The organism is Halalkalibacter oceani, assembly GCF_023715605.1.
GTDB classification, from domain to species: Bacteria; Bacillota; Bacilli; order Bacillales; family Bacillaceae_D; genus Halalkalibacter; species Halalkalibacter oceani.
In genome coordinates, this window is the sequence record NZ_JAMBOL010000007.1 from 24,698 (window position 1) to 38,198 (window position 13,501).

General features: G+C 49.0%; 11 protein-coding genes and 1 pseudogene. 3 read left to right on the forward strand and 9 right to left on the reverse strand.

All coding sequences use genetic code 11. The features are described 5' to 3' along the window. Window positions 1-10: 10 nt before the first annotated feature. From M3202_RS09690 to M3202_RS09710, 6 genes and pseudogenes are all read right to left on the reverse strand, one after another. The gene (locus tag M3202_RS09690) at window positions 11-1,792 is read right to left on the reverse strand and encodes a malate synthase G (protein ID WP_432805971.1); all 1,782 of its coding nucleotides are present in this window, start codon (window positions 1,790-1,792) and stop codon (window positions 11-13) included. A gap of 239 nt (window positions 1,793-2,031) precedes the next feature. Then, window positions 2,032-2,190: pseudogene (locus M3202_RS22700) on the reverse strand (hypothetical protein); the annotation flags it as partial. Beyond that, entirely contained in the window at window positions 2,177-3,565 is a 1,389-nt protein-coding gene (locus M3202_RS09695) for a (Fe-S)-binding protein (RefSeq protein ID WP_251223144.1), read from the reverse strand. The gene M3202_RS09695 and the pseudogene M3202_RS22700, both read right to left, overlap by 14 nt. Before the next feature lie 21 nt (window positions 3,566-3,586). Further along, a complete protein-coding gene (locus M3202_RS09700; protein WP_251223145.1) occupies window positions 3,587-5,023 on the reverse strand; it encodes an FAD-binding oxidoreductase in 1,437 nt (478 codons plus the stop codon). Window positions 5,024-5,036: 13 nt separating this feature from the next. Continuing rightward, the gene (locus M3202_RS09705) at window positions 5,037-6,923 is read right to left on the reverse strand and encodes a sigma 54-interacting transcriptional regulator (RefSeq protein ID WP_251223146.1); all 1,887 of its coding nucleotides are present in this window, start codon (window positions 6,921-6,923) and stop codon (window positions 5,037-5,039) included. 76 nt (window positions 6,924-6,999) lie between these two features. Next, entirely contained in the window at window positions 7,000-8,166 is a 1,167-nt protein-coding gene (locus M3202_RS09710) for a pyridoxal-phosphate-dependent aminotransferase family protein (RefSeq protein ID WP_251223147.1), read from the reverse strand. 266 nt (window positions 8,167-8,432) lie between these two features. Between M3202_RS09710 and M3202_RS09715 the strand changes: the two genes are divergently transcribed. Both M3202_RS09715 and M3202_RS09720 read left to right on the forward strand, forming a co-directional pair. Beyond that, window positions 8,433-9,395 carry an NADPH:quinone reductase gene (locus M3202_RS09715; RefSeq protein WP_251223148.1) on the forward strand — a complete coding sequence of 321 codons (963 nt, stop codon included), beginning with the start codon at window positions 8,433-8,435 and terminating at the stop codon, window positions 9,393-9,395. Window positions 9,396-9,541: 146 nt separating this feature from the next. Beyond that, window positions 9,542-9,877: a hypothetical protein gene (locus M3202_RS09720; protein ID WP_251223149.1), complete on the forward strand. Its 336-nt coding sequence runs from the start codon at window positions 9,542-9,544 to the stop codon at window positions 9,875-9,877. Window positions 9,878-10,214: 337 nt separating this feature from the next. Here M3202_RS09720 and M3202_RS09725 read toward each other — a convergent pair whose 3' ends face one another. Genes M3202_RS09725 through M3202_RS09735 form a run of 3 tightly spaced genes read right to left on the reverse strand, consistent with a single transcriptional unit; the run spans window position 10,215 to window position 12,377 of the window. Then, a complete protein-coding gene (locus tag M3202_RS09725) occupies window positions 10,215-10,967 on the reverse strand; it encodes an SDR family NAD(P)-dependent oxidoreductase (protein ID WP_251223150.1) in 753 nt (250 codons plus the stop codon). Between the two features lie 11 nt (window positions 10,968-10,978). After that, window positions 10,979-12,055: an A/G-specific adenine glycosylase gene (gene mutY, locus M3202_RS09730; RefSeq protein ID WP_251223151.1), complete on the reverse strand. Its 1,077-nt coding sequence runs from the start codon at window positions 12,053-12,055 to the stop codon at window positions 10,979-10,981. Window positions 12,056-12,068: 13 nt separating this feature from the next. Further along, complete coding sequence (locus tag M3202_RS09735) at window positions 12,069-12,377, reverse strand: MFS transporter (RefSeq protein WP_251223152.1); 309 nt, start codon at window positions 12,375-12,377, stop codon at window positions 12,069-12,071. A gap of 133 nt (window positions 12,378-12,510) precedes the next feature. Here M3202_RS09735 and M3202_RS09740 point away from each other — a divergent pair, with 133 nt between their 5' ends. After that, window positions 12,511-13,491 carry a metal-dependent hydrolase gene (locus tag M3202_RS09740; protein ID WP_251223153.1) on the forward strand — a complete coding sequence of 327 codons (981 nt, stop codon included), beginning with the start codon at window positions 12,511-12,513 and terminating at the stop codon, window positions 13,489-13,491. The last annotated feature ends 10 nt before the right edge of the window (window positions 13,492-13,501 follow it).

Here is a 13,501-nt window from a genome sequence, read left to right on the forward strand (position 1 = left end):
TTGTCAGCCGTTACGCTCTTTGCGCTGTTTTCGCTTTAAATTCAATTCTACGCTGATGCAAAATAGGCTCAGTATAACCATTCGGCTGCTCTCTTCCTCTAAAAACCAAATCTTTTGCCGCCTGGAAAGCGACGGACTCGTCAAAGTTAGCTGCCATCGGACGATAGGCCGGATCATGGCTGTTTTGTTCATCGACAACCTTCGCCATTCGTTTCAGCGTTTCCACTACTTGCTCTTCCATGCAAATACCATGACGGAGCCAGTTCGCCATATGCTGGCTCGAAATCCTCAATGTCGCCCGGTCTTCCATCAAGCCGATATTCGTAATGTCAGGGACCTTCGAGCAGCCGACTCCCTGCTCCACCCAGCGGACGACATAGCCGAGAATGCCTTGCGCGTTATTATCAAGCTCCTGCTGAATCTCCTCCGCGCTCCAATGAGCCTCCTGCGCCACAGGCAGCTCCAGTATCGCATCTTGGTAGCGTTCGGCTTTCTGCTTCAGCTCATTTTGCACGGCTATGACATCAATCTCATGATAATGGAGAGCATGAAGGGCCGCCGCTGTCGGTGATGGCACCCAGGCTGTATTCGCCCCTGCTTCAAGCTGAGCTGATTTTTGTTCAAGCATTGCCTTCATTAAATCAGGCATCGCCCACATTCCTTTGCCGATCTGGGCTTTTCCTTGCAGCCCTGTCTCCAATCCGGTTTGCACATTTGATTTTTCGTACGCGCCAAGCCAGGCTGCCGATTTCATATCGTTTTTCCGGATCATCGGTCCCGCTTCCATCGAAGTGTGAATTTCATCCCCTGTCCGGTCAAGGAAGCCGGTATTTATAAAGACGACTCTGTCCTTCACCTCTCGAATGCACGCTTTTAAATTTAACGATGTCCGCCGTTCTTCATCCATGACGCCGATTTTCAGCGTATCCGGCATCAGCCCGAGCATCTTCTCAACGCGAGCAAATAACGTGTTGGCAAAGGCTACCTCTTTGGAGCCGTGCATTTTCGGTTTTACAATATAAATGGAGCCTTCCGACGAGTTTTGGTATATGCCATTGCCAAGCAGCGTGTGCTTCGCAATTAAGCTCGTCACGACAGCGTCAAGAATCCCCTCCGGAATTTCTTCGCCGTTTTGGTCGAGCACGGCGTTAATGGTCATCAGATGGCCGACATTGCGGACGAGCATCATCGAACGTCCGCGCAGCGTAATCTCATCTCCCGCGGCGGTCGTATACTGACGGTCAGGCTGAAGCGTACGAGTGATTTGCTTTCCTCCTTTAGCGAAGGTCGCTGAAAGATCGCCTTTCATTAACCCAAGCCAGTTGCGGTACACGAGTACTTTATCTTCCGCATCGACCGCCGCCACCGAATCCTCGCAATCCATGATCGTTGTAATCGCCGCTTCGACGACGATATCCTTCACGCCGGCTTTGTCTGTTTTTCCGATAGGATGTGTCCGGTCAATTTGAATCTCAATATGGAGGCCGTTGTTTTTCAGCAAAATCGAGCTTGGCGCATCCGGCGCTCCCTGATAGCCGACAAACTTTTCTTCATTAGCTAACATAGCAGATTGACCATTCTCAAGAGCAATCGTAAGTTGACCATTGATCAGCCGATAGTCTGTCACCTCATGATGAGAGCCGTTTTCCAAAGGAAACGTTTTATCAAGAAAATCTTTCGAAAAGGAAATAACCTTTTCGCCACGGACCGGATTGTATCCCTCACCGCGCTCTGCCCCGCCCTCTTCGGAAATCGCATCAGTGCCGTAAAGGGCATCATATAAGCTTCCCAGCGGGCATTGGCGGCATTGATTGCATAGCGGGCGTTATTAACCGGAACAACGAGCTGCGGACCCGCCTGGCTAGAAAATTCGACATCAACCTGATCGGTCGTAATTTGGAAATCCTCCGGCTCAGGCTCCAAGTATCCAATTTCTGTCAGGAAGGATTTATACTGCGCAAATTCAAATGCTCCACTATTTTTCCGATACCAGTCGTCAATTTTCTGCTGGAGGGCATCACGCTCGGCAAGCAGTGCTTTGTTTTCCGGTGCAAACTCCTTAACCAATGCTTCAAAATCAGTCCAAAATTGCTGCTGCTCCACACCGCTGTCCGGCAGTGCTTCTGTGTTAATAAACTGGTACAGCTCTGAAGCGACTTGAAAACTTCCAACCTTCTCATAGTTTTGCATGAATATCTCCTCCTTGCATCTCAATGATTTTGCTGTTTTCCTCCTGATCTCCTTCAGCTCTTTCAATCGACTCTACTAAATAATCGACAACATGCTTTGCTTCGATTTGTTCCTCCATGCCCTCTTTATGGATGCCAAGCTTCATTTGCAAAAAGCAGCCGGGATTAGCTGTGAGAAGTACCGCCGAATCTGTTTGCTGCACATGCTTCATCTTTTTATCAAGGATGTCATTGGCCAGCTTCGGCTGCAACAGGTTGTAAATTCCCGCCGAGCCGCAGCACAGCTTTTTATCGGCCAGCTCGACATATTCGGTCTCCGGCACTTTTTTGACAAGCTGTGCCGGCGCATCCTTCACCTTCATCACATATTGCAAATGACAGGACGCCTGATAGGTGACCCGCTCTCCTCTTCCGACGGTCTCCGGCATCTCCCCTTTCTCATAAATCAGTTCACTAATGTCACGAATTTTTGCCGAAAAAGCTTTCGCCCGCGGCAGCCACTCGGGATCATCTCTAAACAAATCAACATATTCCTTTAATGCAGCGCCACAGCCTCCTGCATTTGAAATAATATAATCAACTTCCGCTTCTTCAAACGCTTCGATATTCAGCTTGGCAAGCTCTATCGTTTTGTCGACTTTGCCACTGTGATGATGAAGAGCCCCACAGCATTTCTGCAATGTCGGTGTGACAACGTCAAAGCCGGTTTTCGCCAGCAGCTTGATCGAATTTTCATTTGTCTTTCTGAACATTACATCCATAATACAGCCCTGAAAAAAAGCGACACGAGCTTTGGCCGGTGCATCGGTATTCGCACGGGCGGTAAATTCCGGATGCGGCTTTCGCTTACGAGGCGCTTCCACAGCCGGAGTGATGCGCTCCATGAGCCGGAGCTGTTCCGGAAAAAGCTTCATAATGCCAAGCCCGCGGGTGACCGTTTGCAGCCCGCTTTTTTGATAGAACCATAGCAAATGGCCGACTTGATTCAGGCGCTTCTGGTTCGGCAGGATTTTATCGAAGAAGAAATCTTTAAAGGTTCGCACCGGATAGGACGGCTTCTCCAGATCGGTTGCGACGGCCGTGCTGCTCTCGACTGCAGCAGCGACTTTCTCTTTCGCCAGCATAACAATGTCCGGCACCTGCACATCAATCGGACAGGCATCAACGCAGGCTGAGCAAAGAAGACAGCGATCCAGCTGCTGCTTAATCTCCTGATTGACCGGAATCTCGCCTTCAATCAGGCTCCGCGCCATCAGCACCCGTCCCCTCGGACCATCCGCTTCCCTCCCCGTAATGTCGAGCGTCGGACAAACACCGCGGCATGCGCCGCAACGCACGCACGTATGCATTGACTCTTCCGCTGTTAGCGTTTTCATTTCCTCACCTCCAAAGGGTTCTTAATTCGGCAACGCCATTTTTCCCGGATTTAAAATATTGTTCGGATCGAGCGTTTTCTTAATCGCCCGCATTACATCCATTGCCGCGCCGTGCTCCAGATCCATATATTTCGCCCGGACAAGCCCGACTCCATGCTCAGCCGTCGTCGTTCCTTCCATCTCAATCGCCAGCTCGTGAATATCATCGATCATTTTTTGCACATTTGTCATTTCCAGCTCATTATTGCGGTTAATGACCGGGCCGGTATGCATATTGCCATCGCCGACATGACCGTAAATCCCGCACACTATTCCGTATTTCTCGGCAATGTTATGAATCGCCCGCAACGTTTCCGGCAAACGCGAAATCGGTACGCAAATATCCTCTCCTCCATATACTCTGAAACCACCCGGCTTCAGCAAACCGACGGAGGCGCCAACGAGCTTTCTCGCCTGCCAAAGCTGCTCGCATTCATCCGGCTCATCGCTGAATCGAAGGAAATTCGTATAAGGCTCTACCACTTTCTTTAAGCGGTTGACTTGAGAGGTGACTTCTTCCTTCGCCCCATCAACCTCAAATACGAGCACGGCCTCACAATCAAGCGGCAAATCGATTTCGGGCTTCATCATTTTCACAGCCTTCGTACAGTTGAAATCCATAATTTCAATCGCTGATGGTTGAAGTCCTGACGAGAAGACAGCGTTGACCGCTTCACCGGCCTGCTCAAGCTGCTCGAACGAGCATAAAACGATCCCGCGCGTCACCGGAAGAGGCAGCAGCTTAAGCCGTAAACGGGTCATTATGCCAAGTGTTCCTTCAGAACCGATTAATAGGTGAGCGAGGTCATAGCCGGAAACCGATTTTAACGCCTTTGATTTCGCTCCCCCTGTTACGATCACTTCGCCGGTTGGAAGAACAACCTCCATGCCGAGTACATAATGCCGTGTCACGCCGTATTTCACCGCGCGCAGCCCGCTCGAATTGTTTGCGACCATGCCGCCGATCGTACACATATTGGCGCTTCCCGGATCAGGCGGAAACCGCAGTCCATATGGCTTCAACGCTTCATTCAAATCATTTTGCACCACACCTGGCTCGATGATCGCCTGCATATTTTTGTAGTCGATTTCTACAATACGGTTCATCTTAGACAGATCGATCATGATGCCGCCTTTCGTCGACACAGCTCCCCCTGTTTGCCCAGTGGCGGCCCCGCGGGGATAGACCGGGATCTGATAATCATTTGCCAGCTTGACGCATTCGCTTACTTCCTCGGTTGAGAGAGCGATCACCGCCACTTCCGGTTCCCGCGGATGAAGCTGCGTTTCAAATGAAGCATCATATGAGTAAGTGATCATATCAGTTTTCCCTGTCATGACACGATCGGCGCCGAAGATTTCCTTCAGGCGGGTAATCACTTTGTCGTCCAACAAGGAAGATATCATTGTATCCTTCATAGGCCATTCTCCTTTATTTATTATTGATTTTGCGCCATAACGTCGTCCGGCCAATGCCAAGTATTTTCGCCGCTTCCGTCTTATTTCCATTCACCTGCTTCAGCACCTGGAGAATATAATCGCGTTCAAAATTTTGCAGCTTCCCCTGATCTTGTGCCTCTCCTTTTTCCGCTGCGATATAGTCAGCAAAATCTTTTCCGCCGGCGACTTTTACCGTTTCTGCGCTGATCGTGCTCTCCGGCGAGAGAATCATTGAGCGCTCGACGACATTGCGCAGCTGTCTGATGTTTCCAGGCCATTGGTAGCGCTGCAAGAGCGTTAACGCTTCCTGATCGAAGCCTTTGATCTCCCGCTGGATGCTTGGCGTAAGCTCGGCGATGAAATAATCACATAATAGTGGAATGTCGTCGGCCCGCTCCCGCAGCGCAGGAATGATAATGTCGAGAATATTAAGGCGGTAATAGAGATCAGCACGGAATTTGGCTTCTTCCATCATTTTGGCGAAGTCGCGGTTGCTCGCCGCAATCACCCGAATATCAATCGGAATGACGCGCTCATCGCCAAGCCGCATGACCTCTCCTTCCTGAAGAACGCGAAGCAGCTGTGCCTGCAACGATTCATCCAGTTCACCAATTTCATCAAGAAAAATCGTGCCGCGATGGGCAAGCTCGAACAGCCCTGTCTTCCCGCCTTTTCTCGCTCCGGTAAAAGCGCCGTCGACATAGCCGAACAGCTCACTTTCCAGCAAATTGGCCGGGATCGCGGCGCAGTTAACAGCGACGAATGGACCGTCCGAACGCTTGCTGTAGGCGTGGAGTAAGTGGGCGAACACTTCCTTTCCCACTCCTGTTTCACCCGTCAATAGCACTGTGGAGTCGACTTGTGAGTAACGTCTCACCTTTTCCAGCGCTTCTAAAAAAACAGGGCTTTTGCCGACGATATTCTCAAAGCGGTATTTCGTCACATGACCGCGATGAAGCAGCTTTTTCCGGATTTCCTGCTCCTGGCGCTGCAGCACCTGAAGCTCCTGAAAGGTGCAAACCGCGCCGAACACGCTATTTTCATGCCTGATCGGAATCTGATTCGTAATAATCTTAACGCCGTTTTCCTCCTGAATCCGGTTCAACTCTTCTTTTCCGGTGGCGATGACCTTTTTAATACGCGAGTTTGAAAACACCTCTTCAATCGGCCTTCCAATCAGGCGATCATACGGAATATTTAGAATTTTGCTGACAGGAGGATTGCAGACGGTGATAATTCCTTTATCATCAACAGCGATGACTCCTTCCGCGATAAAATCAAGAATCGCTTTCAGCTGCTTTGTCCGCGAGATTTCCGCCCGTCTTACGTCGATTAAGCTTTTCGCTTCGTTGATTGCCTGAATGACTGATTCAACACCGGATGAAAGCATGACCGTTTTAACATCAGTCTCTTTCACCTCGTTGACGTAAATGTTTTTGCCGATCAATACATCAATCTTACGCTCAAGCAATTCCGCGACGCCCGCTTTGACTTCCTCCAATGTATTTACCTGAACTTTTTCGATTTTCCGTCCAAGAGAGGCCTCGATGCTTTCCACTCCTTGCAATACTTCAGCCGTATCGGCAATGCCGACCTTCGTTCCGCATTTAAACGCTTTCATGATCGTCCGCAGCAAATCATAACCTGTAATCGGAATTTGCACGACCGGAATCGTAATATCGGAACCGCTGATCGTCGAGCCTACTGTGCCGCGGCTAATAATGATCTCAGCTCCGGCCTGTTCGCATTGTTTCGCGATGCGAACCGCTTCTGCAAGAGAAACTTTTTTGATCGGGATTTGTTCTCCCGTTTTCTCACAGGCTTCCTGAGCAACTTCTACCAATTCGTTTATTGGAGCTAAAATAACGATTTCAGACATGTCGTCCACCCCTTGCGACTTGATAGTTCTATCATAGCACGCAATGAAACGAGCAAGTTTGAATTTTGGAATTTTATTAACAATTTGGATTTTCAAGCCATTGCTTTTGCGCGGCTGCGACCCCGGCCCCGAGTTCAACGTCATGGCCGGACTGTCTCAATCCCAATTCAATTGCGGCGAACATTTTCAAAATATCGGCTGCATCTGTATAGCCCATATGACCAAGCCGCACTATTTTGTTTTTTACTTTTCCAAGTCCGCCCCCCAGCGCAATATGAAAGGTTTCACGCATCAGCTTGCGAAACTCGTCTGCTTCCTCCAGCTTTACCGCGGTTAGCGTCGGACTGGCTGCTTCGTCGGCGACTAATAATTCAACCCCTAATGCGCGGACCCCCGCCCGTGTCATGTCGCGCAGGGCGGCGTGACGCTTGAATTCCTGTTCCATTCCTCCCCCTCGTTCGATCATATTGCATGCTTCAAGCAAGCCGCTTACGAGAGCGATATTAGGAGTGTAAGGTGTGCCCACTCCGGCATCGAGGCTTTTGCGATAGGCAGATAAATCAAAGTAGAAGGATGGACAGTCCTGCTGGTCAATTACATTCCAGCCCTTTTCACTGACCGTAATCAAAGCCAGACCAGGCGGTAGCATTAACGCTTTTTGCCCACCGGTCGCGACGATGTCAATCCCCCATTCATCCATATATAAGGGCGCGCCGACAATCGAGCTGACCGCATCAACTAAAAATAAAGCGTCGGTCTCTTTTACGATGGCGGCAATCTCTTGGATTGGATTAAGCGCGGAGGTCGACGTTTCACAATGAGTGGCGAAAACCGCCTTCGCTTCCGGATGCTCCTTCAGCGCCTTGCGGACATCTTCAGGGTCAATGACCTCACCCCATTCCGCCTCGATCCGCACGACGTTACAGCCGATATGGTTTGTGATCTTCTGCAAATACTCCCCAAAGTAGCCAATCACACAGAGGATGATCGTATCGTTCTTCCCGACCGTGTTGACAATCGCCGCCTCAAGCGCCGACGCTCCACTTGATGTTAACGGAATAACTAAATTTTCCGTTTGAAAAATCATTTTCGCTTTTTGAATTGTCTGTTGCAGCACTTCCTGAAACTGAGGGTTCCGATAATCCATCATCGGACTGTCGAAGCTTTGCAGCATGGCGCGCTGAATTTCTTTCGGCACTTGAACCGGACCAGGCAAACGCAAATCCATTTTTTCTGAAAACATTTGAGCTCTCTCCTTCAATTGCAGAATCATTTCACGTAATTAGTATGCAATGACCGTGCCAACTTGAAATCCCCATTAAAACGCTGACTAGCAACACCGGAAAGTGTTTCTTGTTTCGTTTTGAAACAAAAATTCGTTCCAAATCGAAACGATAACCAGTTGTAAAGGAAACCTTAACTTTTTAAAGCAAGATTATATGTTTTTTCGAAACATTCGTATAAAATGAAAATTGAAAGCGTTTAGTTTATTGAAAAGGAGCGATAGTCATGAAAGCAATCGTATACGAACAATATGGAGATCCTTCTGTCTTAAAGGTAGCAGAAGTCGAAAAGCCGGTTATTCAGGCAAAAGAAGTTCTTATTGCGGTAAAAGCGAGTGGAGTAAACCCAGTTGATACATATTTCCGGAAAGGGATTCGCCCTGTCGACAGTTTCCCTCATATTCCTCATTTTGACCTGGCGGGAGAAGTTGTCGAAATCGGTTCCTCTGTCACCGGAGTCGCTGTTGGCGACCGCGTCTGGGCGACGGGAGCTAAAGGCTCATCGGCGGAATTTGCCGCTGTATCACATGAGCTCGTCTTCCCGCTTCCTGAGAATACTACCTTCACGGACGGGGCCGCGCTGGCAATGCCGTTCATGACCGCCCATCTTTCGCTTTATTATCGTGGAGACTTGCAACCGAACCAGTCGGTTCTCATCTTTGGCGCAGCGGGAGCCGTCGGCCATGCAGCCGTTCAGCTTGCGAAACAGTCAGGTGCTCATGTTATTGCCACAGCTGGCGATGACGAAAAAGCGAAACTCGCCAAGGAAGCGGGCGCCGATAATGTGATTATGTACAAGGAGGAGGATCTTGTAGAGCGCGCGAAAGAGCTGACGGAGCAAAAAGGCGTCGATCTGATTCTTGATATGTCATTAAGTGAAAATATCGAAAAGGATTTAGAGATGATTGCCACCGGCGGGCGGATCGTGACAATTGGTTCTCCGGTTGACAACACTCCGACCTTGCCTTGGCGGATGCTGAACGCAAAAAATGCTTCCCTGCAAGGAATTCTTTTATTAACCGCACCAATTGAAGAAATGAAACGGGCCGGGCAGGAGATTGCTGAAAAGTTCGCGGCGGGCACCTTACAGGCGCATGTCGGCAAATTGCTCCCATTCTCGGAACCGGCCACTGCTCACGAGCTTGTGGAACAAAAGAAAATTAACGGACGAATCATCCTCTCTCACTGATGAGGGTGCAAACGGAAAAAGGCTGCCCCGGACTTTGCTCAAGCGAGTCAGGGACAGCCTTTTCTTTCATCGCCAATCAAGCTCCCCGGCGTTCGGGTATCTTTGTCAAAACTGGACATGCTAAGGCTAGAAAGGGGAGTAGGCTCATGGAAAAACAATTATATTATGTGAATTTAAATCCGATCAGTATGGATACGATCAGCCCGACCCGTGTCGATGACGGGCAACTGATTGAATATGAAATTGAAGCGACGCCTGCTGAAAAGAAAGCGCTGGAAGATCTGCTGCACCAGGTTCAGGCCCATGATGTTGAACTTGGGAACCTCTTTTCCTTCCGGCATTTTGATGATGAAACAGGCGACGCCGATAAAAACGAATTCCAGCGCGGACTAAATGATGTCTTTGAAGAGCTGTACCGCCTCGGCACCGCTGAAACAAAGCAAAAAATAAGCGAAATCCACCTGATTAATGATGATCAATAAAGAAGTGTCCCAAAAATTCTTTGGGACACTTCTTTTATGCAATGAACGGAGGCGCTACATGTCTTTAAAAGCTTAGAGAGGAGAAGCTGCTGAAAAAGTACGATTTTCACTTTTTCAACAGCTTTTTCGTAATGAGCGTAGCCGTTTCCTGATTTTGAAAGCCTTGCTACGAGTGGGTTTCTCGTAGTAAGGCGCGCAACGCGCGGAGCCATTACTCTTCTTCGAGTTACGGAAAAAGAGGTTTTTCAGTGGCTTCACTCACCATAAGCCCGTTGTGAGGAAGCTGTTAAAAGAGAGCGTGGCGGTTCCGCTCACTGCTTCGAGCTTAAGAAAAGCTCTAAAAAGCTTTTGATTGTCCGCCGTCGACGTTGAGCGTCGCCCCGACAATCCAGCTTGCTCTGTCCGAGGCTAAAAACGTCACTACGTCGGCAATTTCTTCCGGTGTGCCAAACCGCCGGGCTGGAATTTGATCATTAATAAAGCGGTTGATTTTCTCAGGGTTTTCTTCGAGTCTTTTTTGCCAGTTTCCGCTTGGATGGAGAATGGAGCCTGGCGCTACGCCGTTAACCCGGACTCCATCGGCAATTGCTTCGTCAGCTAAAGCCTTTGTGAAACTGATTAAAGCTGCTTTCGCATTATTGTAAGTCGCCTTTCCTCCGGATTCCCTGCCGAAAATCGAGGTAATATTAATAATGCAGCCGGAGCGCCTTTCTTTCATATAAGGCAGGACGTGCTTGCTTAAGGCAACCGCCGAAAAATAATTCAGCTCCATCGCTTCATAGAACAAGGCGACATCCGTATTAGCGACCGTCGTCCCGTTGCTTCCGCCGGCATTATTGATCAGAATATCAATTCGTCCCCATTGTTTGATGACTTCATCAATCATCTGTCGCCGGTCCTCTTCCTTCGTCACATCACCCTCAATCGCGAAAACATCAAGCTCCTTGCGCGCTCGTTCAAGCGCTTCTTTTCCACGACCGACGATCGCCACTTCAGCGCCTTCCGCTTTAAAAGCGGCCGCGATGGCCCGTCCGATTCCTTTTGAACCGCCTGTTACAAGAACGACCTTGTCAGCCAGATAAAGCTCCATCTCGTTTCCTCCTAAATTGAATGCTGAATGATTTTCTGATGGGAAACCGGGAATGCGAATTGCTCAATTTCCTGTTTTGATACCCATCTCCTGCTTTCGCTTTCTCCAATTGGACGACCTTTCACCCGCGCTTCATATACTGTAATTTGCCAAATCAAATGAGAAAACACATGCTCGACTGTCTGCACCGGCTTGCTCAGCGCTTCCACCTGGAACTGCTCCTCTGCCCAGGCGGCCAGCTCCTCCTTCTGAGTGGCCACGCCGGCCGTTTCGATATTCGGAAACTGCCACAGCCGTGCCAGAAGCCCTTCGGCGGGCCGCTTTTCAATCAGCACTTCGCCCTCCTCATTGCGCACAATCAGCGCCGCCATCAGCTTCGGTAACGGCTTTTTCTTTTTTGACTTAATCGGCAATCCTTCCTGGACACCCGCCTCGTAAGCCCGGCAATGCGGACGTACGGGGCATAACAGACAGCCAGGGGAACGAGGCGTGCAAATCAATGCGCCCAGCTCCATCAACCCTTGATTAAAGGCTGACGGGTCCTCTTTGGAAATCAGCTCATATAATACCTGTTCAAACCGTTTTCTCGCTGCCGGCTTCGCGATGTCTTCCTCAATCAGCAAAATCCGCGAAAGCACCCTCATCACATTTCCATCAACGGCCGGTTCCGGTTTGCCGTAAGCAATGCTTAAAATCGCTCCCGCCGTATAAGGGCCTACCCCTTTTAAAGAGGAGATTTCTTCTTTTGTATCGGGCACCTTTCCGCCATATTGTTCGACGACTTCCTTCACTGCGCTTTGCAAATTGCGCACGCGGGAATAATAGCCTAGCCCTTCCCACGCTTTCAAAATGTCCTCTTCATCCGCCGCCGCTAAATCCTCCGCGGTAGGGAAACGCCGCATAAACGCTTCATAATACGGAATAACCGTCTCGACTCTCGTTTGCTGGAGCATGATCTCCGACACCCACACTCTGTAGGCGTCCTTTGACTCCCGCCACGGCAATATCCGTTGATTTTCATAAAACCAGTTGACCAAACTCTCTCTAAATGACTCAGTTGCAAAATCTTGCAGCAGTTCGTTCTCCACTCTTTTCCTCCTCTTATTCTTTCCGTTGAAACGCCCAGCAATGAATGTTTTCCGCTCCACCTTCAATATAGGGCGCGATCTTCCGAAAGAGCGAATGCTCCTCTGATCTCCGCAATTTTTTTAATACATGATAATGCGATAATGTCGGCACTGCAAACATTTCCACATAAAGATGAGGCTGATCCTCGGCCACAAACCACTCGATCTGACTTGCGCCGTATTCGGGCAGCACCTGAATAATTTCCTTCATCGCCTCTTCATATCGCCCAATTTGGTCCTCTTTCACCTTATATTCCATAAAAATTTGTAAAGGTTTTGTCATATTTTTATAACTCCTCTTTTAGCCGTTGCTTAACCGGGTATAAATACATTATAGTATAAGAAAACTAATTTCCGGCTGTTCTTTATCGGCTGACATTGATTTTGCTTTCATGTTAACAAGGAGGTCTGCAAACTTGGATACTGGAACACATGTTGTCATGGGCCTCTCTCTTGGCGGCTTAGCGACTCTCGACCCTACAATCGCAAATGATCCATTGCTGCCTACTTCGATTATGATTGCGACGATCATCGGTTCTCAGGCGCCTGATTTCGATACGGTGTTAAAGCTGCGTAACAACGCGGTCTACATTCGAAATCACCGCGGGATTACTCATTCCCTGCCTGCTCTTTTTATCTGGCCCCTGCTTATTACAGCAGGCATTGTCGCATTTACTCCTGAAACTAACTGGCAGCTCGTGCTGCTTTGGTCCTTTATTGCCGTTGTGCTCCATGTCTTTGTGGATATTTTCAACTCTTACGGTACACAGGCGCTCAGACCTATTTCAAATAAATGGATTGCGCTCGGTGTCATTAACATCTTTGACCCGTTTATCTTTTTTAGTCACTTGGCAGCTTTTGCGCTCTGGGCATTCGGCGCTGCAGCCGGACCGACCTTTTTCATTCTTTATCTCCTCCTTGTGCTTTACTACAGCTGGCGAATATTCGAAAAGAAGAAAGTCGACAAACATGCGAAAAGGCTGCATCCAGATGCAACCCATGTTTTTGTCTCTCCTTCGATTCGCTGGAACCAGTGGCACCTTGTCATTCGGACACCGGAGCTGTTATATGTCGCTGAATCACGCAATAACAAAATTGAGTACTTTGAGAAATACTCATTTGATCCGATTCCAGATATTCCGGTTATTTCTGCGGCCAGGCGTGATCCAAATTTAGCAGCCTTTCTCTCCTTTTCCCCGACTTATCGCTGGGAAGTTGAGGAGAAAGGTGAGTTAACCGAAGTCCGCTTCGTTGACTTACGCTACCGCAGTAAAGGACATTACCCCTTTGTCGCCATTGTTCAGCTGACAAAGGATTTGGAAATTGTCAGCTCCTACACAGGCTGGGTATTCAGCGAGGAGACTTTGCAAAAAAAATTAAATGTTGTAACTGAATAGCCTGTTAAGT